Origin of the sequence: Rhodococcus sp. PBTS 1, from assembly GCF_001620025.1 — a bacterium.
GTDB classification, from domain to species: Bacteria; Actinomycetota; Actinomycetes; order Mycobacteriales; family Mycobacteriaceae; genus Rhodococcoides; species Rhodococcoides kroppenstedtii.
The window spans coordinates 1,837,217-1,858,946 of record NZ_CP015219.1; the positions used below are offsets into that span (position 1 = coordinate 1,837,217).

The window sequence follows — 21,730 nt, forward strand, 5'->3', positions numbered from 1 at the left end:
ACACCGGGTCGGCCCACCGCTCTCCGAGAGGAATCGCCGATGTCACGGGACCCCTACGCCGACCTGCCGACGCTGCCCACCTTCGAGCTGACGTCGTCGGACATCACCGACGGTGAGCCGCTGAAGAAGGATCAGGTCAGCGGCATCATGGGCGCCGGCGGACACGACAACTCGCCGCAGCTGTCGTGGTCGGGCTTTCCTGCCGAGACCAAGAGCTTCGCCGTCACGGTCTACGACCCCGACGCCCCCACGGGCTCCGGGTTCTGGCACTGGGCCGTCGCGAACATCCCGGTCGGCACGACCACGCTGGTCTCGGCCGCGGGCGACGACTCCTCGACTGGTCTGCCGAACGAGGCGATCACGCTGAAGGGCGACGCCGGACTGGCGCGCTACATCGGCGCCGCTCCGCCGCAGGGGCACGGCGTCCACCACTACTACGTGGCCGTGCACGCCGTCGACGTCGAGCGGCTCGAGATCGACGAGACGGCCACCCCGGCGTACCTCGGTTTCAACCTGTTCTCGCACGCCATCGCCCGCGCGGTGATCCACGGGACGTACGAGCAGTAGACCGCACCGGGCACGGTCGGCAGCGTCAGGCGTGCAGGGTTACGTGAGGTCGCTGCCGACCGCGTCGGATACCCGCGCATAGCCTGCGGCGCGGGCGCGCTCGGCGAGTCCGGTCGCGAGGCGCCGCGCCCAGAACGGTCCCCCGTAGACGAAGCCGGTGTACCCCTGCACCAGCGTGGCCCCGGCGCGGATGCGCGCCCATGCATCGTCCGGCGTCTCGATGCCGCCGGCGGCGACGAGCGTCACGCGGTCACCGACACGCGCGCGCAGGCGCCGCAGGACCGCGAGCGACCGGTCGGCCACGTACGGTCCGGACACCCCGCCCGCTCCGAGTTCCGCGGCTCCGGGAGTGCGCAGCCCGTCTCGAGCGATGGTGGTGTTGGTCGCGACGATGCCCGCCGCGCCCAGGTCGAGCGCCAGATCGGCGACGGCGTCGACGTCGTCGTCGGACAGGTCCGGTGCGATCTTCACCAGGACCGGCACCGACACCGCCGAGATGACCGCGCCCAGCAGAGGACGCAGCGACTCCACGGCCTGCAGGTCGCGAAGACCGGGGGTATTGGGGGAACTGACGTTGACCACGACGAAGTCCGACAACGGGCCCAGCAGGCGAGCGCTGGTGGTGTAGTCGACCGCCGCGTCGGCGGCCGGCGTCACCTTGGTCTTGCCGATGTTCGCCCCGATCGGCAGATCACCGCGGCGGCGCCGAAGACGGTCGGCCACGGCACCCGCGCCCTCGTTGTTGAAGCCCATGCGGTTGAGCAGACCGCGATCCTGCGGGAGACGGAACAGCCGGGGCGCCGGGTTTCCCGGCTGTGCGTGCGCGGTGACCGTGCCGATCTCCGCGAAACCGAAACCCAGGGGCCCCCAGGCGTCGACGCCCTCGCCGTTCTTGTCGAAACCGGCGGCCAGGCCGACGGGGGTGGGGAACTGCACACCGAATGCCTCCGTGCGCAGCGCGGGATCGTCCACCACCAGCACCCGCGCCACGAGCACACGGAGTGGGGCGAACCGGGTGACCAGCCGCATCGCCGCGAAGGCGAGGTGATGGATACGCTCGGGCGGTACCAGGAACATCAGGCGCAGCAGGATCCGGTAGGGACTCACGTCGGTGCGGTCTCCGTCTCTCGTCACAGTTCGGGGTCGGGAACGTGCTGGGCGGTCTTGCGCCGCTTGAGCAGCACGCGACGGCTGCCGTCGGTGTACAGCCGCACGCGGGAGAGCTCCCACCCGCCGAACTCCGCCGAGATCGCGAGCCGCATCGACGCGGTCACCCGCGTCACGTCGGGCGGCAGCTTGATCGGCACGTACTCCCAGTCGTCGGACTGGATCTGCCAGCTCGCGGGGACGGCTCGGTTCGGCATGGGCATCGCGACTTTCGGTCGGGGTCACTCGCGGGTCGGTATCACCTGCACACCGGCACCGTCGTTCGAGCCTACGAACAATCGTCCGGAACGCGAATCGACCGCGAGGGAATCGGGCTGCTTCACGGTGGGGAACCGTGCCGTCTCCACGGGAATTCCGCCGGAGACGTCGAAGCCGACCACCTCGTTGGTGGCCGTGGTCGTGACCCACACCGTGCCGCCGTCGTCGCACGCCAGCGCGAACGGCGACCCGGCCACCGGATAGCGCTGGCGCATGATCAGGTCGTCGCCGGTGAAGATCATCAGCTCGCCGTCGGCGGTGTCGGACACCGCGATCGCGCCGGTCGCACACCCCACCGTGCGGGTGGCGCCGTCCCCGGCGCGCAGTGCTTCCCCGAGGCGGTCTCCCTCGACGTTCACCGTGGTCATGGACGTCTGCCGGGTGTCGAGGGCGACCAGGTCGTCCCCGGCGGGGACCAGTCCGTCCACCGAGGCGAGTCCGCCCACCGTCGACGTCACCGCGCCGTCGGCGTCCAGCACGGACACCCGGCCGGTCGCCGAGCCCACGGCGTACCCGTCGTCGAACACGGTCGCCGAGATCGCGCCACCCTCGACCGGCCACTCCGTGGTGGCGCCCGAGTCGGCGTCGACCCGCACGAGCCCGTCCGCCGTGGTGACCAGGATCTCCCCGGCGCGGCCGGGATGAACCGAGGTTCCGGGCGACGGCAACGTCACTGCGCGCGGCGCGCCGTCGTCGCCGGCCAGGAGCACGCCGTCGTCGGTCAGGATCGCCAGGATCGAGGTCTCCGGGTCGACGGCCAGCCCGCGTACGGTGACCGGCCCGCCGAGCGAGGCGGGTGCGACGGTGCCGGCGGGCGTCGTCGACACCTCGGGCGAGGCCGCCGCCGTTTCCGGCTCGCGTGTGTTGGTCGGCGTCGATTCGCTCTGTTGCCCACCACACGCGGCCAGGAGCAGTGCGATCACGCTCACCGCGACCGTCCCCGCCGACCGGGACGTCCGTCGTCGCACATTCGTCGTCGTCGCAGGTCCCACGGGTCGTCTCGTTTCCTCGTCGCTCGCCATCGCGTCCATCCGATCACGCCCCGCGGCGGGGAGACGCGACAGCCCCCGCCGACGGTGGGTACGGTCCGAAGTGTCCGTTACCGCAGGTTCCACGGGAGTGTTCATCGTGAGCCGTCCGACCATGCCGGACCCCACCGGCCCCGAGTTCTCCGTCGACGACGTCACCACCGGCCCGCACGCGCACGGCTTCGGTACCGCCGCCGACGGTCGCGCGTTCGCCTTCCGCGTGCGCGGCAAGACCCTGCGCGTGGAGGTCTACCGTCTCGGGGCCACCGTCACCGTGCCCGCGGACGTCGACGTCGACGGGGTAGCGGACGTCGACGTGACCGACGTGGACCTCTGCGACGAACGCTCGGTCACCGCCGCCGTGCGGGACGCCGTCGCCACGGTGCACGCACCCGACGACCCGCGGTCCGCCGACACCACGCTGGTCCGCGCGCTGCTCGGCCGACTCGGCGCCCTCGATCCACGGGGTGGATCCGACTAGCGCCACGGCGAGCTGACGTCGTCCAGGGCCGCTGCGATCGCCGACGGCAGGTCGACGTCCTCGGCCGCGAGTACGCCGGTGAGCTGGCCGATGTCGCGAGTTCCCACCACGGTCGACGCCACACCGGGCCGATCGCGCGCCCACGCAAGAGCCACGGCCAGCGGCGAGGTTCCGAGACCGTCCGCCGCGGTCAGCACGGCCTCGACGACCTTGCTCCCGTCCTCCCCGAGGAAGGGTGCGATGCCCGCGGATCGCACGGGATCGGCGCCGCGGGCATCGGCGGGGACGCCGTCGCGGTACTTGCCGGTGAGCACCCCTCCGCCGAGCGCCGAGACCGCCAGGACCCCGACACCGTGCCAGGCGGCGGCGGGAATCAGATCGTCCTCCGTTCCGCGCGCCAGCAGGGAGTACTCGGCCTGCGCGGCCACCACCGAGACGCGGGACGCCAAGGTCGCCAGCTGCCATCCGCGGTACCCGCGCACCCCCGCGTAGCGCACCCGCCCGGACGACACGGCGGTCTCGAGCGTCGCCGCGATCTCGTCGAGCGGGGTCCGCGTGTCCCATGCGCCGACGCTCCAGAGATCCAGGTGATCGGTGCCGAGATCGCGCAGGGTGCGGTCGAGACCGGCGAGCAGCGCCCGCCGCGAGCAGTCGACGGTCCAGTGCCCGGCGGCGTCGGCCGGACTGAGGCCGGAGTCGACGCTGAGCACCAGATCGGCCCGCGGGACGACGTCGTCGAGAATCTCCGCCAGGACTCGCACGGCCCGGCCGTCGCCGTACGTGTCCGAGGTGTCCACCAGGGTCCCGCCCGCCTCGACGAACGCGGTGATCTGGGCGGCGGCGTCGTCACCGTCCACCCCACGCCCCCACTCACCGGTGCCCAGTCCCAGGCGGGAGACGCGAAGTCCGCTGGTACCGACGGTTCTGTGCTTCATGGTGGTGACTGCTCGCTTCGTTTGCGGACGGCGGGTGACCCCGTGATCGAGGGACGACCCTAGTACGGTCGGCACTCGTGACGTCGACCGTGATCGCCGATTCCATGTCCTGGCTGCAAGCCGTGGTGCTCGGTGCCGTGCAGGGCCTGACCGAGTTCCTGCCGATTTCCTCCTCCGGCCACCTGCGGATCGTGTCCGAGGTGTTCTTCGGTGACGACGCCGGCGCGTCCTTCACGGCGGTGACCCAGCTCGGGACCGAGGCGGCGGTACTGCTCTTCTTCGCGAAGGACATCGTGCGCATCGTGCGGGCGTGGCTCCGCGGACTCTTCGACGCGTCCCACCGCGGCGATCTCGACTACCGCATGGGTTGGTACGTCATCTTCGCGACCATTCCCATCGGCGTCATCGGCTTCGTGTTCAAGGACGCGATCCGCACGGGTGCTCGCAACCTGTGGATCGTGGCCACGATGCTGATCGTGTTCGCCCTGGTCATCATGATCGCCGAGAAGGTGGGCAGGCAGCGTCGTCCGATCGAGAAGCTCACCACCCGCGACGGCCTGGTCATGGGTCTGGCGCAGTGCCTCGCGCTGATCCCCGGCGTGTCCCGGTCCGGCGCGACCTCCAGCGCCGGTCTGTTCCTGGGGCTGACGCGGCCCGCCGCCGTGCGGTTCTCGTTCCTGCTGGCCATTCCCGCCGTCACCGCGTCGGGTCTGTTCTCGCTGCCCGACGCGTTCGCGCCGTCGGGCGAGGGCCTGCAGGCGTCCGGGCCGCAGCTCTTGGTCGCCACGCTGGTCGCCTTCGGGCTCGGCTACGCGTCCATCGCCTGGCTCCTTCGCTTCGTGGAGAATCACTCGCTCAACTGGTTCGTCGGGTACCGCATCGTGCTCGGTCTCGCCGTCATGGCACTGCTCGCCACGGGGACCATCGCCGCGACCTGACGCGCGATCCCTAGGCTGGTCCCATGACGGTCATCCTGCTGCGGCACGGGCGTTCGACGTCCAACACCGCCGGTACCCTCGCCGGCCGGTCCGAGGGCGTCGAACTCGACGAGGTCGGACGCGAGCAGGCGGAGAAGGTCGTCGCCCGACTCGACGGCATTCCCGTCGCCGCGATCGTGCGATCGCCGCTGCTGCGCTGCGAGCAGACCGTCGCGCCGCTCGCGGCTGCGCGCAGCCTCGACCCGGTGGTCGAGGATCGACTCCTCGAGGTCGACTACGGCGAGTGGACGGGCCGCGCGATCAAGGACCTGACCGGAGAGAAGTTGTGGAAGGTCGTCCAGCATCATCCGTCGGCGGCGGTGTTCCCCGGCGGCGAGGGGTTGGCCGATGTCCAGGCTCGCGCCGTCCGCGCGGTTCGAGACCACGACGAGCGGCTGGCGGCCGAAGCCGGTCACGACGTCGTGTGGGTCGCATGCACGCACGGCGACGTCATCAAGTCCGTGCTCGCGGACGCCCTCGGCTCGCACCTCGATCAGTTCCAGCGCATCGTGGTCGATCCGTCGTCCATCTCCGTCGTGCGCTACACCGAGACGCGGGCGTTCGTCCACCGTGTCGGTGATCTGGGCGGTGATCTACGTCAGGTGGTGCCGCCGCCCCCGAAGGACCCCGAGAACGCCGACGGTGGCGAGTCGTCCGACGCCGTGATCGGCGGCGGAGCGGGTCGCTGACCGCGCACGCTGGACAGCACGCGGATAATGACGATGGAGGTCGCCAGGCCACCATCACCGCCGGGCACGTACCCCCACACGGGGCCCGGCGCGGATACGGAAGGTGAAAGTATGTCCCGCGCGATTCACGTCTTCCGCACTCCCGATCGGTTCGTCGCCGGCACGGTGGGCGAACCCGGTGATCGGTCGTTCTTCCTGCAGGCCGTGCACGAGGCCCGCGTCGTGTCGGTGGCACTCGAGAAGCAGCAGGTGCAGGTGCTCGCGGACCGTGTCGGGCTGCTCCTCGACGAGGTGGCCCGGCGGTTCGGTGCCGAGGTGCCGCCGTCGGACACCGATCCCTCCGACATCGACCCCCTGGTCACCCCCGTCGACGCCGAGTTTCGCGTCGGCACGATGGGCCTCGGCTGGGACGCCGACGCCGGGGCCGTCGTGGTGGAACTGCTCGCCATCACCGAGACCGAGATCGACGAGTCGGTGGTTCTCGACGACACCGAGGAGGGCCCGGACGCCGTCCGCGTCTTCCTCAGCCCCGAGCAGGCGCGCGAGTTCGCCGCGCGCAGCGAGCGGGTGATCGCCGCCGGTCGGCCGCCGTGCCCGCTGTGCGGGGAGCCGCTCACGGCCGGCGGACACATGTGCGTGCGCACCAACGGCTACCGGCGCGGACCGGTGTCCGGATCCGCCGTCACCGACTTCGGGGACGACTCCTGACCGCCCCCGACGATCTCGACCTGCTGACCACGGCCGAGCTGACCATCGTCGGTCGCGTCGTCCAGGCGTCCAACGCGACCCTGGTCTGCGAGATCTCCCGGGCCGACGCCGATACGCCCTTTCGCTGCGTCTACAAGCCCGTACGCGGCGAGCAGCCACTGTGGGACTTCCCGGACGGCACGCTCGCCGGCCGCGAGGTGGCGTCGTACCGGGTGTCGGAGGCTCTCGGTTGGGGGACGGTGCCGACCACCGTGTTGCGCGAGGGTCCCGTCGGCCCGGGCATGGTGCAGCGATGGATCGACACCGTCGAGCGACACCCGGAGTCGGGTGACGGCATCGACCTGGTCGACATCTGCCGGCCCGACCTCGTTCCCGACGGCTATCTCCCGGTCCTGCGCGGTCACGACGAGACGGGGGAGGAGATCACCCTCGTGCACGCCGACGACCCCCGGCTGCATCGCATGGCCGTCCTCGACGTCGTGCTGAACAACGCCGACCGCAAGGGCGGTCACGTCCTCGAGGGACTCGACGGCGCGGTGTACGGCGTCGACCACGGTCTCGCGATGCACCGGGAGAACAAGCTGCGGACGGTGCTGTGGGGGTGGGCGGGGGATCCGATCGGCCCGGACCTCGTGGCCGATCTGGAGCGGGTTCTCGACTCGCTCGGGGGGTCGCTGGGCGACGAGTTGGCACCGCTGATCACCGACGCGGAGATCGACGCGCTGCGGCGGCGCATCCGCACCCTGGTCGAGCGGCCCGTGATGCCGGCGCCGACGTCCTCGCGGCCGCTGCCGTGGCCCGCCTTCTGAGCCTGGCGAACGGTCCGTCCCCGGTCACCGGATAGTCTGGGGGCCATGCAGTCCTGGCCCGATGTCGCTGTCCCCACGGTTCCCGGAGAGGGCCCGGCCCTGCGTTTGTACGACACCGCCGATCGCGCCGTCCGGCCGGTCACGCCGGGCTCGACGGCCACCATGTACGTCTGCGGCATCACCCCCTACGACGCCACGCACCTCGGCCACGCCGCCACCTACCTCACCTTCGACCTGGTGCAGCGCGTGTGGCGCGACGCCGGCCACGACGTCCACTACGTGCAGAACGTCACCGACGTGGACGACCCGCTGTTCGAGCGTGCGGCCCGCGACGGCGAGGACTGGCAGTCCCTCGGGCAGCGGGAGACCGACCTGTTCCGGTCCGACATGACGGCGCTGCGCGTGCTCCCGCCCCGCGACTACATCGGCGCCGTCGAGTCCGTCGCCGAGGTGGTCGACCTGGTGGAGAAGCTGCTCGCCTCCGGCGCGGCCTACACCGTCGACGACGCCGATTACCCCGACGTGTACTTCCGCGCCGACGCCACCGAGCAGTTCGGGTACGAGTCCGGCTACGACCGCGACACCATGGCTCGCTTCTTCGCCGAGCGCGGGGGCGACCCCGACCGCGCCGGCAAGCGGGACCCCCTGGACGCGTTGATCTGGAAGGCCGCCCGGCCCGGCGAGCCGTCCTGGCCGTCACCGATGGGTCCCGGCCGCCCGGGCTGGCACATCGAGTGCGCGGCCATCGCGCTGAACCGCATCGGCTCCGGGTTCGACGTGCAGGGCGGCGGCAGCGACCTCATCTTCCCGCACCACGAGTTCTCGGCGGCGCACGCCGAATCCCTCACCGGCGCCGACCGTTTCGCGCGACACTACGTGCACACCGGCATGATCGGGCTCGACGGGGAGAAGATGTCGAAGTCCCTCGGCAACCTGGTGCTGGTGTCCAAGCTCACCGCCGCCGGCGTGGACCCGGGCGCCATTCGCCTGGGCTTGTACGCCGGCCACTACCGCCAGGACCGCACCTGGGACGACGCCACGCTCGCCGCCGCGCAGCAGCGACTCGAGGCCTGGAAGGCCGCGGCGGCGCTGAAGTCCGCGCAGTCGGCCGAGGACACCGTCGCCCGCGTCCGCCAGCACCTCGCCGACGACCTCGACACCCCCAAGGCCCTCGACGCCCTCGATGCCTGGGCGCGCGACGCCGTCACGATCGGTGGCTCCGACACCGCCGCGCCGGGGTTGATCGCCGACACCGTCGACGCGCTGCTGGGTGTGCGGCTGCGCTGAGCGCCCCGTGCGGCTCGGACTCCGTGAACGCGGTTTCCCGCCGCAATCGAGGCTCGAAGGGGGAGTCGACGGCATCCCGCGCGAGAAGCCGCCGAGACGCACACCGTGCTCGGCGACTACACCTCCGCGAAGTCGAGTCCCCCCGACACCGGGGTGGGCACCCGCCGCCGCTGGGGTGAGCCGAGGGCGGCGGCGAGGTCGGACCCGTCGTGTTCGGCGAGGAGTTCGCCGTCGTCCCAGACCAGCAAGGCTGCACTGACGGTGTTCTCGGCGGCGGAGTGCGCCAGGTCGTAGTGCGCGCAGCCGGGAACGCCGGCGTAGGTGATCCAGAGGTCATAGCCCGTCATGAACAGGTCCAGATCGAATTGCACACTGAGGCCGAGCAATTCGCGGCGGCCGTTGTCGTCCACACCGGCGAACGCCTCGTCCAGCGCCAGCAGCCGGGGGGAGTGCGGGTCGGCCGACGAGAGCATCACGTGCGCCGCCGCGAAGAGCGGTAGGTGCAACGACACCGACTGCTCGCCGCCGGACAGAGCGCTGTGCCGGGCGACGGTCAGCCGATCCTCGGACCCGTCCGCACCGAGCAGCGTGAAGGCGAACACCCGCCACTGCCGGTAGTCGAGTGCCTCCGTGAGGATCTCGGGGTAGGACCGCTCCGGATGCGCCGCCCGGGCCGTACGGATCCGCGCCGCGAACCAGGCCCGGATCCGCGCGAGGTCGTCCGGCGACAAGGCGGCGCTGTCGCGCTCGAGCAGTTTCGAGACCGCTCGCCCCTCCTCGTCGAGCGTGTCCGCCAGCACCCAGTGGACGCCGATGGTGGAGCCGGACGACATGCGCCGTTCCTTCATCTCGGCGCCCATCCGAGCGATGAGGGCCCGCGCGTCGACGGTGCGCTCGTGAATCTGCTGCGCCAGGCCCGTCAGCAGCGCGTCCTCGAGGATGCGGCGTTCGGCGTCGGTCAGCAGGGACTCCTGGTCACGCCGCGCCTCGGCCACCCGAGAGGCGAACTCCGCCACGGTCGTTCGGCCGCGCTCGTCCTGTACCCGCACCACCGTCACGCCGTCGACGGCATCCCACTCGAGGCGGAAGTCCTGACCCGACGCCGCCAGACCGGCATCGAATTCCTGCAGCGCCGCGGTGAGGGCGCTGCGGGTGGATTTGCGCGTGGAGTCGGTGGCCTTGACCTCGGTGGTGGCGGACTCCAGGGCGTCCAGCAGCGCGCGGACCTCGGTGGGCAGCACGTCGGGCACCTCGTCGGGTGTGTCGGCCGCCTCCGCCCGGTAGAGCACCTGATCCGGTGTGGACCAGGCGGCCTCGCTGGTGGGCCACGGGTGATACGGGGCGCCGAGGACGGTCAACAGGTCGCGTTCGGCGTACGGGGCCAATCGTCGCGCATCCGTGAGGCTTTCGGTGACGGCCGCCGTGAGTTCTGCCGTCGCGGTGCGCAGAGCGCCGTCGGCGGCTCCGGTGTCCTCACCCGCAGCGGTCGCCGCCTTGCGGGCCGCGGTCTGCTCCTTCTTGCACTCCTCGATGCGCCGGCGGACCGCCGCGAGTTCGGCGTCGATCTGTTCCGCGTCGGCGCCGAGCGACTCGCGCAGGACCTCGAGTTTCGCCGACTGCTGCTCGTACCCGGTCTCGGCGATCGCCGCTTCCTCCGCGTACTCCTCCGCGTTCCCGACGGCTTCCTCGAGGCGTGCCGACGCCTCCCGCTCGCGTTCGGCGGCGCGGTCGACGTCGCCGCGGTGCCGGAGAAGGGCGTGTCCGGTGTTCTCGAAATGGCGGATCGCGGCGGCGAGGGCGTCGAGCTCGCGTCCCGAGGCGGGCACGCGATGCGTCACCGCGGCGGTCCGCAGCGCTCTCTCCGCGGCTGCCTGCGCCGCGACCGCGCGGTCGAGGTCCTGGTCCGCCGCGGCCGCGGACTCCGAGACCGAGCGCAGTGCACCGGCGGCCTCGACGGTGCTGCGCAGCGCCGCCGTGATCGAGGACGTGCCGGGCAATCGGTCGACCGACCGCTGGACGGCGTCGAGACGCGCGCGGGCCTCGACGGCGGCACGGTCGGCGGCGTCCGCCCGACCACGGGTCCGGTCGATCTCGGCGTCGAGTTCCGCCGCGCGGGCAGCTCGTCGGCGTGCCCGCGCCGTGGCGCCGATGTACTCCGCGGCGTGCTTCGTGTGCGAACCCCGCAGCACCCCGAGGGCGAAGGACCCGTCGGCGGCGACGCGAACGGGCCCGTCCCCGCCGAGCGCGACCGACTCGAGGACCCTTCGCACAGTGCCCGCGTCCACGGCGGGATCGTCCTCGACCGTGAGCACGTCGGCGAGCGACGGTCCTCGGGCCGGCTCGAGCGCGGTGAGCGCAATGTCGCCCGGCACGTCCTCGCCGACGAGGGCGTCGAGAATGCCTGCGGCCTCGAGTGCGGCCTCGAGACCGGCCGCGTCGGCGTCGTCGACATGCTCGGCGAAGCGCACGAGCTGCCAGAGCGCCACCCCGTTCTCACGCGGCCGGCGGGTGTGCGGCACGGGCGGCGCGTCGTCGTGCTCTGCGGCGACGCGAGCACGGTCGGACTCGAGCTCGACGAGGAGTCCGCGTGCGTCCTCCGCGGCGCGCACCGCTTCCCGTTCGGCGGTCCGGAGGGCGTCGACCGTGTCGCGCAGACGCTCGCGCAGCACGTCACGGAGCGACGGAGCGTCGTCGTTCCCGATCGCGTCGAGCGCGTCGGCGAGCGCCGCGGGAACGCCACCGTCGTCGACGACGCGCGAGGCCTCGATCCACCACGACCGCAGTTCCCCAGCACACCGTGCCCGCGCCGCCGCGACCGTGGCCTCGGCGTCACGCAGGGCGGCCGACGCACGGTCGCGCTCGTCACGGCCGCGGTCCGCCGCCCGCTCGGCACGGGCACGGTCGGCGGTCGCGCGGTCGACCTGCTGCGCCGCCGCGCGGACCGCCCGGACGTCGGCGTCGCGCTCCTCCGCGTGGCCGCGCACGGCCGTGGTGATGCGATCGACGCGTGCGTCGGCGGGCAGGGCTGTCCAGGCGATCCCCGCTTCCTCCGCGGCGGCCGTCAGCTCGTCCTCGGCGCGGGCGACGACGGCGGCCACCTCCCGGGCTCGCTCCGCCGCGGCGTCGGCGTCCGCTCGGCGACCGGCGACGGCCTCCTGCGCCCGGCGGGCCTTCTCGGCCTGCTGCTGGGTGGAGATCTCGAGGCGCCGCACGGCGTCGGCGAGGTCGTCGAGTTGCTGCTTGCCCTCGTACGCCGACGAGCGTTGCAGCGTCTGCTGATCGGTCAGCGCGCGATCGAGGGCGCGGTCGGCCTCGTCGAAGCGGAGTTCGGCGGCCTCTCGCTCGGCGCGGCGTCGGTCCTGTAGTGCGCGCGCGGCGAACACGGCGGTGACGGCGTGATCGACCGCGTCGAGGCGGCGGGAGACCTGGTCGACGTCGGTCCGCGCCTGCACCGCCAGATAGCGGCCGTAGACGTCGAGAAAGGACGTGGCGGCACGATCCGCTTCGGCGATGCCCTCGAGCGCGCGGCCCACTTCCTCCATGTCGCTGAAGGACCGTGCCGCGTCCAGGACCAGATGGTCGTCCAGCGGGCGCAGGCCGTCCGACAGCGCCCGCGAGAGGCCCTTGGGATCGAGGTTCTTCGCGAGTTGGGGCCGTCGGAGCGTGAGGACGAGGGTGATGAGCTGGTCGTAACGCTCGGCCCCGAGTCCGAACATGCGAGCGTCGATCGCCGCGCGGTAGTCGATCGGACGATCGACGATGGCGTCGCTGCCGATCTGTTCGGCCAGCTGCTTCTTGGTGAGTGGTCGGTCGTCGTCCCCGAGCAGCGAGAAGTCCACGCCCACCCGGCCGTCGACGACGAAGTACCACCGAGTGACCTTGTCGACGGACCGGGTGGCGCGCATGCCGATCCCCACCGTGACGCATTCCGGGTCGTCGGCGCGGCCGCGCCCGAACTCCATCCACACGTAGCTGTGTGCCGAATCCTGGCCGCGGTACAGAAGATTGGACTTCATGGTGCGTTCCTCGCCCGCGAAGGGGTTGAGGCGACGCGGCTCGATGCGGCCGTCGAGCACGAAGGGGTAGAGCACCTCGAGGGCCTTCGTCTTGCCGGAACCGTTGGGCCCGCGCAGCACCAGGCGACCGTCGGCGAAGGAGAACTCCTGGTCCCGGTAGTCCCACAGGTTGACGATGCCCGCGCGCGTGGGGCGAAAACGGGAACTGCGTGTCACGAGAGATCCTCCGTGCGTGCGGGTTCGAACAGGTCGGGGGCGGCCGAGCGCTCACGCACCGTCACCACCACCCCCCGATAACGCGCAAGCGCCGGCAGCGCCGCGACGCCGCCGTCGACGGGAACGATCAGCGTCAGTCGCTCGAGCACGGTGAGCGCAGCGCGTCGAAGTCCGTCGGCGTCCGCCTGCCACTGGGCGGCGAACGTCCGCCCGTAGGACCGAACGACGGACTCGACGGTCTCGGCGAGCCAGTCGTCCGACACCACCGGGTACAGGTGCGATTCGGCCGCGTCGTCGTCCGGGTCCGCCTCGAATTCGTGCTCGTCACTGAGGGTCTCGAACACGCCGCCCATCGGGACCGCCGTGTCCAACGCCGCGACCAGGTCCGCGGTGCGGTCCATCGTCGCCGCCGCCCGGGGCAGCGGATCGCCGTCGGGGTCGAGCACTCGATCGGCGATCTCCCCGGCCAGCAGCAGCGCCACCTGGGCGACGGTGCCGGTGGACGGGAAACGCAGATCGGACAGCCGGCCCGACGTGTCGATCAGTGCGACGCCCTCGGCGCGGCGTTCGGCGGTCAGGCCGGTGAGCAGCGCCACGTCCGCGATCGACCGCGCGTCGGGCACGTCCTGCTCGGCCGGCGCGCCGTACACCACGGGCCGTTCCACGAGGGCACGGCGGGCGCGGCGAGCGCGGTCCGCGCCGTCGCGGGGCGGGTCGGCGAGCAGACCCGCTGCACCGCCGAGGTGTTGGACCGGTCGGGGTGGGCGGAACAGGGCGGCGACGATGCTCGGGTCGATGTCGTAAAGCGCCTCGCCGGACTCCGGGTCACGGGCCCAGCCGCCCGCGTCGCCGTCGGCGAGGCTGATCGCGCCGCGGGTGGCGAGCCACGAGACCGCGTCGACGAAGGCGTCCCGGTCGGCCGACCGCTCGGTGTCGAGGTCGACGCCGACGACGCGGCCGGCTTCCGACGTCACCGCGTCGGCGAGTTCGGACAGCGTGACCTGGTCGCCCGCGCGGCCGAGCGCGGCCAGCACCAGGGCCACCAACGCGTAGCGACGACGGTCGAACACCCGGTCCGCAGCCGTGCGGGCCGGCCGGGTGGCGTCGAGGCGGTCGACGACGGGATGCAGGCGCGCGGTGGTCTCGGTGACCTCGAGCCGGTAGCCGAACGCCTCCTGGAGATCCTCCCGCAGTTCCGTCGCCCACCGCCGGACCAGCGGCAGGGCGATGCGGTCCGGGTACGTCCGGGTGATCAGGTGGTGGGACAGGACGGTCCGGACGGCGCGTTGGTAATTGTCGAGCGCGAGGCCGGGGACAGAGTGCACCCTCATCGGCGCGTTCCGGTGCGTCGAGTCACGGTGACGGCCAGCTTGTCCAGGTGCAACGTGCCGCGGTGAGTCCGGACGACGGTGGAGTGCTCGCACGGGGCGAGGGTCAACGACGTCGCTCCTTCGGTTCCGGTGGTCGACCGGATTCGCCCGGTGACCGGCACGCGCGCACCGAGGGCCGCGTCGAGGAGGGAGAGCAGGACCTCGGTTTCCTCGGGTCCGAGGACGCGACCGTCGACACCGCCGTCCCCGAGCGCCGTCGCGGCGTCGGCACGGCGACGCTGCGCGTCGAGCTGGCGCTCCCGCAGACGGCGCATCCCGGCGTCGTTGCGGTGCACGCGCGCGGGCGCACCCGCGGCCGGAGCCCGGCCCGTCTCGGCGAGGGTGCGGGCGATCTCGACGGGGGGAGCGTCCCACCACGATCGGTGGTCGGGAATAAGCTCGGCGTCTGGATGCGCCATCGACAGATGCCGTGGTCGACCCAGCCCGAACGTGGCGTCGAACAGCGCGTGCGCCGCGTCCTCGGTGGGAGCGGCGGCGAACCAGCCCGCGAGGTGCCGCAACTGCGACTCGCGGCTGACGCCGGTGCGACGACTCTCGGTCACCCGCCGCAGCAACGCGAGCACCGCGGTGATCGCACTCATGGTGCCGTCGCGGAGCCGGTCGACCTCGGCGGTCCCGTCGTCGGCCGAGAACCAGTGGACCAGACCCGCCCAGCGGGCCGCGCGGTCGGCGCGGCGATCGGCCCGCGCGAGGAAGACGCGCTCGTCGCTGTCGGCCGCGCGGTCCAACAGGGCGTCGAGGCCGGTCCGCTCGACCGCCTCGATGGCCGCCGTGAGCTTCGGCGCGTAGCGCGCGAGGTCGGAGGAGAACTCCCGCATGTGCGCGAGCAACGCGTCCTTGTGGGCGAGGAACGCCTCCGGGGTGACGTCCGTGGTGCGCACCAGGTCCCCGAGCGAGAGGTAGAAGTGTGCGGCGCGGGTGGCCAGGTCGTTCAGCGCCGCGTCGAGGCGGACGAGCTTGCGGTGCACCAGGTCCGCGTCGCCCGCCCGGTTGGCGGCGGCCAGGCCCTCGAGGTCGGCGAGCAGTTCGGGCAGGGCCAGTCGCGACAACGACGCATCGTCGGGGCGCGCGGCGACGACGTCCTCCACCGCGCGGTAGGCGTGGTAGCCCACCTGCCCGAACTGGTACACGTAGTGGCGGTTGCGGTACTCCGCCAAGGTGGCGGCCCGCGACCCGTCGTAGCTGCGTTCGAGCACACCCCAGGTGTGCAGCTGGTCGAGCAGCGGCCCGATCTCGGCGGCGGTGAGAACGTCACCGGTGTCGGTCCGGGCCAGGATGTCGGCGACGTCGCCGGCGTGCAGGAGCACGACGTACCCCGTCCGGGCGTGGTCGAACGCCCGGAGGACCCGCAGGTAGTCGAGCCGCTTCTCGGCCGTGGCGAACGACAGCAGCCGGAGCCGGTCGTCGAGCGCGGTCGAGTCGGTCACCGGAACAGGGTAGGGGGCGGTCTCGACCCGCCCCGCGGGGGCGGCTGTGTTCACCGGACGGTCCCGCGCAGCACGAGCAGTGGAGCGGCGACGGCCAACAGCAACGCCGGGACGACGAACGCCACGTGCGGGTGCACCGTGTAGAGCGGGGTCAGCGCTAGCGGCGCCGCGGCCGCCCCGAAGAAGCGGAACGACTGCACGACGGACACCGCGCCGCCGCGGTTGGCGCCCGACGATCCGAGGACGGCGGTGTTGACTCCGACCAGGATCATCTGGGACGCGACGCCCGCGGCCGCCCAGACGAGCGCCACCACGAGCAGGAGGTCGACGGTGCCGGCGACGAGTACCGCCGCCGCGCCCAGCGGTGCGGCGAGGACGATGGTCCGGCGCGCGCCCCACCGATCGATCAGCCCGCCCGCGCGCCGCGCCGTGAGGATGCCGGCGACACCGAAGACGGTGAGCAGCAGTCCGCGCTGCGCGGCGGTGAGTCCGAAGGTGTCCTCGCCGCGGAAGGCGACGAGGAAGCTCAGGCCGCCGAGGGCACCCCACCCGAGGAAGGCGACCGTCGCCACGCGCAGGACCGGCAGGGTCAGGGCGTCGCGCAGCCGTCCCGCCGGCGCGCCCTGCTCGGAGGCGTCGTCGGCGTCGACGGCACCGGGGAGTCCGGCGGCGCCGAGCGCGACCGACACCACCGCGAGGATCACGAAGGCCAGCCGCCAGTCGAGCTCGGCGGACAGTCCGCCCACCAGGGGCGCGGTGGTCTGTCCGGCCGCCTGGCAGGCACCGAACGTGCCGAGGACGCGCCCGAGGCGCTCCCGAGGGGTGACCGCGGCCAACGCCGCCAGCAGCAGGGGAGTGGTGAACGAGTTGGCGACACCCTGGACCGCCCGAGCACCGAGCAGCAGACCCAGCGTGGGCGCGAGAGCGCAGGCCAGCGAGGACACCGCGTAGAGGGCGTACGCCCAGCGCACCGTCCGTACGCGTCCCCACCGGGCGCCGAGCGTGCCCGAGACGAGCATGACGGCCGCGAACGGCAGCAGGTACGCGGTGAGCGACGACGACGCGGTGCCCGGCGTGACCCCGAGGTCGCGGCCGATTTCGGGCAGCATCGACGCGACGACGCCGCCGCCGAACGGCCCGAGGAATCCGCCGGCATAGAGCGCGGCGACTCTCAGCGACGCCCGACGGTCCCCGCTCACCACCGGCGCGGGGGACGAGCGGGGCTCACGCGCCGAACCGGCCCGGTCCGCGTCGTCGCAGGTAGCGCTCGAACTCGGCCGCCAGCGCGTCGCCGTCCACCTTGGCGACGGCCTCGTTCATGTCGACCTCGGCGTCGCCGCGCTCCTCGAGCGACCGGACGTACTCGGCGATCTCCTCGTCGTCCTCGGTCATCTCGGTGACCTGCTGTTCCCAGTCCTCCGCCTGCATGGGCAGCTCGCCCAGGGGGACTTCGATGTCGAGCACGTCCTCGACGCGCTGCAGCAACGCCACCGTCGCCTTGGGGTTCGGCGGCTGCGAGACGTAGTGCGGCACGGCCGCCCACAACGACACGGCGGGCACCCCGGCGCGGACGCACTGGTCCTGCAGGACCCCGGTGATGCCCGTCGGGCCCTCGTAGCGCGTCTGTTCCAGGTTGAACTGCTCGGCGGCCTCGGTGCTGTACGCCGTGCCGGTGACCGGAACGGGCCGGGTGTGCGGCGTGTCGGCCAGCAGCGCGCCGAGGATGACGACGGTCCGCACACCCAGTTCCTCGACGAAGTCCAGCAGGTCGTCGCAGAAGCTGCGCCACCGCATGTTGGGCTCGATCCCACGGAGCAGGACCACGTCGCGGTCGCTGCCGGGAGGCGAGCACAGCGACAACCGGGTCGAGGGCCAGTCGATCTCGCGGGTGACGCCGTCGACCTGCCGGACGGTGGGCCGGTTTACCTGGTAGTCGTAGTAGTCCTCGGAGTCGAGCTCGGCAAGCGGCGTCGCGTCCCAGATCAGTTCCAGGTGCTCGACGGCGCCGCTGGCCGCGTCCCCCGCGTCGTTCCATCCCTCGAAGGCCGCGACCAGAACGGGGTCACGCAGCGTCGGCACGGCCCGATCGTCGCCGTCGTCCGTCTCGCGTTCGCCCGGGGGCTCGAATGGCTCGCTCACCCACCCAGCCTACGACCCCCCTCTCCCGCGCCGATGTGTCGTGGTCGCCCTCTACGCTTGGACCATGCCTGTCGAATTCCGGTCACGCCTGCTCGATGCGCTGAACCAGCGCGTTGTCATCGGCGACGGCGCCATGGGCACGATGCTGCAGGCGGCGGATCTCACGTTGGACGACTTCCGTGGGCTCGAGGGGTGCAACGAGATCCTCAACGACACCCGCCCCGACGTGCTGCGTTCCATCCATCGCGCGTACTTCGAGGCCGGTGCGGACGCGGTGGAGACCAACACCTTCGGCTGCAACCTCCCGAATCTGGCCGACTACGACATCGCGGATCGGATTCGGGAACTCGCGTACAAGGGCACGGCCCTCGCCCGCGAGGTCGCCGACGAGATGGGACCGGGCCGGGACGGGATGGGCCGGTTCGTGCTCGGCTCGCTCGGTCCGGGAACCAAGCTTCCGACGCTCGGGCACGCCCCGTTCCGCTCGCTGCGCGATGCCTACACCGAGGCCGCGCTCGGCATGATCGACGGCGGTGCCGACGCCGTGCTGATCGAGACCTGCCAGGACCTGCTCCAGGTCAAGGCCGCGATCCTGGGCTCGCAGGCCGCCATGGAGCAGTTGGGCGTGCGGATCCCGATCATCACGCACGTCACGGTCGAGACCACCGGCACCATGCTGCTCGGCAGCGAGATCGGGGCGGCCCTGACGGCCATCGAGCCGCTCGGGGTCGACATGATCGGACTGAACTGCGCCACCGGTCCGGCGGAGATGAGCGAGCATCTGCGTCACCTGAGCAAGCACGCCACGGTGCCGGTGTCCGTCATGCCGAACGCCGGCCTGCCGCAGCTCGGGCCGAACGGCGCGGAGTACCCCCTTGCGCCCGACGAGTTGGCCGAGGCCCTCCGCGGGTTCGTCACCGACTACGGGCTCGCGTTGGTGGGTGGCTGCTGCGGAACCACCCCCGAGCACATCCGCCAGGTCGCCGACGCGGTCCACGACGCGCCGCGGGCGCAGCGCACCCCGGCGCCGGAGAACGGGGTGTCCTCGCTCTACGCGGCGGTGCCGTTCGACCAGGACTCGTCGGTGCTCATGATCGGTGAGCGGACCAACACCAACGGCTCCAAGGCGTTCCGCGAGGCGATGATCGCCGAGGACTACCAGAAGTGCGTGGACATCGCGAAGGATCAGACTCGCGACGGCGCCCACATGCTCGATCTCAACGTCGACTACGTGGGACGTGACGGTGCGGCCGACATGGCGGCACTGGCATCGCGGTTCGCGACGTCGTCGACGTTGCCGATCATGTTGGACTCCACCGAGCCCGCCGTGCTCGAGGCCGGTCTCGAGCACCTCGGCGGCCGCTGCGCGGTGAACTCGGTCAACTACGAGGACGGCGACGGGCCGGGCTCGCGGTTCGAGCGCATCATGCAGCTGGTGACTCGCCACGGCGCGGCCGTGGTCGCCCTGACCATCGACGAGGAGGGTCAGGCGCGGACCGCGGAGTGGAAGGTACGCATCGCCGAGCGTCTCATCGCCGATATCACCGGGAACTGGGGTGTACCGAAGTCGGACATCATCATCGATGCGCTGACCTTCCCCATCTCCACCGGTCAGGAGGAGGTGCGGCGCGACGGCATCGAGACCATCGAGGCCATCCGGATCCTGCACGAGCGGCACCCGGAGGTGCACTTCACGCTGGGCATCTCCAACATCTCGTTCGGCCTGAACCCCGCGGCGCGCCAGGTGCTCAACTCGGTGTTCCTGCACGAGTGCACGGAAGCCGGACTCGACACCGCCATCGTGCACGCGTCGAAGATCCTGCCGATGGCTCGGATCCCCGAGGAGCAGCGCCAGGTGGCGCTCGACCTGGTCTACGACCGCCGCCGCGACGGGTACGACCCGCTGCAGGCCCTCATGTCCCTGTTCGAGGGAGTCTCCGCGGCGTCGGCGCGCGAGTCGCGGGCGCAGGAGCTCGCCGGGTTGCCGCTGTTCGAGCGGCTCGAGCGGCGCATCGTCGACGGTGAACGCGCCGGCCTGGACGACGATCTCGACGAGGCGATGCAGACCACGCCGCCGCTCGCCATCATCAACGAGACCCTGCTGTCCGGCATGAAGACGGTGGGCGAACTCTTCGGCTCGGGTCAGATGCAGTTGCCGTTCGTGCTGCAGTCGGCCGAGGTGATGAAAGCCGCTGTCGCGCACCTGGAACCGCACATGGAGGCGAGCGACGAGGACGGCAAGGGTCGCATCGTGCTGGCCACCGTCAAGGGCGACGTGCACGACATCGGCAAGAACCTCGTCGACATCATCCTCAGCAACAACGGCTACGAGGTGGTCAACCTCGGCATCAAGCAGCCCATCCAGGCCATCCTCGACGCGGCGGTGGACAAGCGGGCCGACGTCATCGGCATGTCCGGACTGCTGGTCAAGTCCACCGTGGTGATGAAGGAGAACCTTCTCGAACTGAACGCCAAGGGGGTCGCGGAACAGTTCCCCGTGTTGCTCGGCGGCGCGGCGCTCACCCGCAGCTACGTGGAGAACGACCTCGCCGAGGTGTACGAGGGCGAGGTCTCCTACGCCCGCGACGCGTTCGAGGGTTTGCGGCTCATGGACAGCATCATGAGCACCAAGCGGGGTGCGGCTCCCGCCCCGGACAGTCCCGAGGCGCTCGCCGCCGCCGCCAAGGTGGCCGAGCGCAAGGAACGCCACGAGCGCTCGCGGCGGATCGCCGAGAAGCGCAAGGCCGCCGAGGTTCCGGTGGAGATCCCGGCGCGGTCCGACGTCGCGGTGGAGAAGGAGCTGCCGGCCCCGCCGTTCTGGGGCAGCCGCATCGTGAAGGGCATCGCCCTGGCCGAGTACTCGGGGCTGCTCGACGAGCGGGCACTGTTCCTCGGCCAGTGGGGTCTGCGCGGTGCCCGCGCCGGGGACGGCCCGACGTACGAGGATCTGGTGGAGACGGAGGGCCGGCCACGCCTGCGGTACTGGCTGGACCGACTCAGCACCGATGGCATCCTGGCCCATGCCGCGCTGGTCTACGGGTACTTCCCGGCGGTCTCCGAGGGCAACGACGTGGTGGTGCTCGAGGCCCCGGAACCCGATGCGCCGGAACGGTTCCGATTCACCTTCCCCCGTCAGGACCGTGGCCGGTTCCTGTGCATCGCCGACTTCGTCCGCTCCCGCGACCTCGCCCGCGAGACCGGGGTGGTCGACGTCCTGCCGATGAACCTGGTGACCATGGGCCAGCCCATCGCCGACTTCGCCAACGAGCTCTTCGCCGCCGATGCCTACCGCGATTACCTCGAGGTGCACGGCATCGGCGTCCAGCTCACGGAGGCGCTGGCGGAGTACTGGCACCGCCGCGTGCGGGAGGAGCTCGTGCTCCCGGGCGGTCGGTCACTGGTCGACCAGGATCCCGACGAGGTGGAGGGGTACTTCAAGCTCGAGTACCGGGGCGCGCGCTACTCCTTCGGCTACGGCGCCTGCCCCGAGCTCGAGGACCGCATCAAGCTGGTCTCGCTGCTCGAGCCGCAGCGCATCGGCGTCGACCTGTCGGAGGAGCTGCAGCTGCATCCGGAGCAGTCGACCGACGCGTTCGTGCTCCACCACCCGGAGGCCAAGTACTTCAATGTGTGAG

17 protein-coding genes are annotated in these 21,730 nt (G+C 71.8%); 8 read left to right on the forward strand and 9 right to left on the reverse strand.

Translation table 11 applies throughout. The annotated features are described in order from the left end of the window. Positions 1-39: 39 nt before the first annotated feature. Positions 40-567, forward strand: coding sequence for a YbhB/YbcL family Raf kinase inhibitor-like protein (locus A3Q40_RS08365; protein ID WP_068101245.1), 528 nt, complete (start codon positions 40-42; stop codon positions 565-567). Between the two features lie 39 nt (positions 568-606). On the opposite strand, the gene A3Q40_RS08370 is transcribed toward A3Q40_RS08365, so the two are convergent. From A3Q40_RS08370 to A3Q40_RS08380, 3 genes are read right to left on the reverse strand one after another with little or no spacing between them, the layout of a single operon-like run. Next, the gene (locus A3Q40_RS08370; RefSeq protein WP_068105668.1) at positions 607-1,644 is read right to left on the reverse strand and encodes a quinone-dependent dihydroorotate dehydrogenase; all 1,038 of its coding nucleotides are present in this window, start codon (positions 1,642-1,644) and stop codon (positions 607-609) included. 53 nt (positions 1,645-1,697) lie between these two features. After that, positions 1,698-1,931: a DUF5703 family protein gene (locus A3Q40_RS08375; RefSeq protein ID WP_371828492.1), complete on the reverse strand. Its 234-nt coding sequence runs from the start codon at positions 1,929-1,931 to the stop codon at positions 1,698-1,700. 24 nt (positions 1,932-1,955) lie between these two features. Then, on the reverse strand, positions 1,956-2,921 hold the full coding sequence (locus A3Q40_RS08380; protein ID WP_201132964.1) for a hypothetical protein: 966 nt from the start codon (positions 2,919-2,921) through the stop codon (positions 1,956-1,958). A gap of 199 nt (positions 2,922-3,120) precedes the next feature. On the opposite strand from A3Q40_RS08380, the gene A3Q40_RS08385 reads away from it, so the two are divergent. Further along, complete coding sequence (locus tag A3Q40_RS08385) at positions 3,121-3,501, forward strand: hypothetical protein (RefSeq protein WP_235606526.1); 381 nt, start codon at positions 3,121-3,123, stop codon at positions 3,499-3,501. Here the strand turns inward: A3Q40_RS08385 and A3Q40_RS08390 are convergent. Further along, entirely contained in the window at positions 3,498-4,436 is a 939-nt protein-coding gene (locus tag A3Q40_RS08390) for an aldo/keto reductase (RefSeq protein ID WP_068101257.1), read from the reverse strand. The genes A3Q40_RS08385 and A3Q40_RS08390 overlap by 4 nt on opposite strands. Before the next feature lie 92 nt (positions 4,437-4,528). Here A3Q40_RS08390 and A3Q40_RS08395 point away from each other — a divergent pair, with 92 nt between their 5' ends. From A3Q40_RS08395 to mshC, 5 genes are all read left to right on the forward strand, one after another. Further along, entirely contained in the window at positions 4,529-5,374 is an 846-nt protein-coding gene (locus tag A3Q40_RS08395; protein ID WP_201133049.1) for an undecaprenyl-diphosphate phosphatase, read from the forward strand. 23 nt (positions 5,375-5,397) lie between these two features. Then, on the forward strand, positions 5,398-6,102 hold the full coding sequence (locus A3Q40_RS08400) for a histidine phosphatase family protein (RefSeq protein ID WP_068101259.1): 705 nt from the start codon (positions 5,398-5,400) through the stop codon (positions 6,100-6,102). 111 nt (positions 6,103-6,213) lie between these two features. Continuing rightward, positions 6,214-6,810 (forward strand): DUF3090 domain-containing protein, encoded by a 597-nt coding sequence (locus tag A3Q40_RS08405; protein ID WP_068101265.1) that lies wholly within the window; start codon positions 6,214-6,216, stop codon positions 6,808-6,810. Then, positions 6,807-7,619: an SCO1664 family protein gene (locus A3Q40_RS08410; protein ID WP_068105676.1), complete on the forward strand. Its 813-nt coding sequence runs from the start codon at positions 6,807-6,809 to the stop codon at positions 7,617-7,619. Before A3Q40_RS08405 ends, A3Q40_RS08410 begins: the two co-directional genes overlap by 4 nt. Positions 7,620-7,664: 45 nt before the next feature. Beyond that, positions 7,665-8,906, forward strand: a complete 1,242-nt coding sequence (mshC, locus tag A3Q40_RS08415; RefSeq protein ID WP_068101268.1) for a cysteine--1-D-myo-inosityl 2-amino-2-deoxy-alpha-D-glucopyranoside ligase — start codon at positions 7,665-7,667, stop codon at positions 8,904-8,906. A 116-nt stretch (positions 8,907-9,022) separates the two neighbouring features. On the opposite strand, the gene A3Q40_RS08420 is transcribed toward mshC, so the two are convergent. Genes A3Q40_RS08420 through A3Q40_RS08440 form a run of 5 tightly spaced genes read right to left on the reverse strand, consistent with a single transcriptional unit; the run spans position 9,023 to position 18,095 of the window. Then, positions 9,023-13,138, reverse strand: a complete 4,116-nt coding sequence (locus A3Q40_RS08420) for a TIGR02680 family protein (protein WP_068101270.1) — start codon at positions 13,136-13,138, stop codon at positions 9,023-9,025. After that, on the reverse strand, positions 13,135-14,469 hold the full coding sequence (locus A3Q40_RS08425) for a DUF2398 family protein (protein WP_068101276.1): 1,335 nt from the start codon (positions 14,467-14,469) through the stop codon (positions 13,135-13,137). Before A3Q40_RS08425 ends, A3Q40_RS08420 begins: the two co-directional genes overlap by 4 nt. Next, complete coding sequence (locus A3Q40_RS08430) at positions 14,466-15,956, reverse strand: TIGR02677 family protein (protein WP_068101279.1); 1,491 nt, start codon at positions 15,954-15,956, stop codon at positions 14,466-14,468. Before A3Q40_RS08430 ends, A3Q40_RS08425 begins: the two co-directional genes overlap by 4 nt. 50 nt (positions 15,957-16,006) lie before the next feature. Further along, positions 16,007-17,155, reverse strand: a complete 1,149-nt coding sequence (locus A3Q40_RS08435; protein ID WP_068105677.1) for an MFS transporter — start codon at positions 17,153-17,155, stop codon at positions 16,007-16,009. A gap of 25 nt (positions 17,156-17,180) precedes the next feature. Further along, a complete protein-coding gene (locus tag A3Q40_RS08440) occupies positions 17,181-18,095 on the reverse strand; it encodes a PAC2 family protein (protein ID WP_068101282.1) in 915 nt (304 codons plus the stop codon). 64 nt (positions 18,096-18,159) lie between these two features. Between A3Q40_RS08440 and metH the strand changes: the two genes are divergently transcribed. Beyond that, positions 18,160-21,729 (forward strand): methionine synthase, encoded by a 3,570-nt coding sequence (metH, locus tag A3Q40_RS08445; protein WP_068105678.1) that lies wholly within the window; start codon positions 18,160-18,162, stop codon positions 21,727-21,729. Position 21,730: the final 1 nt, after the last annotated feature.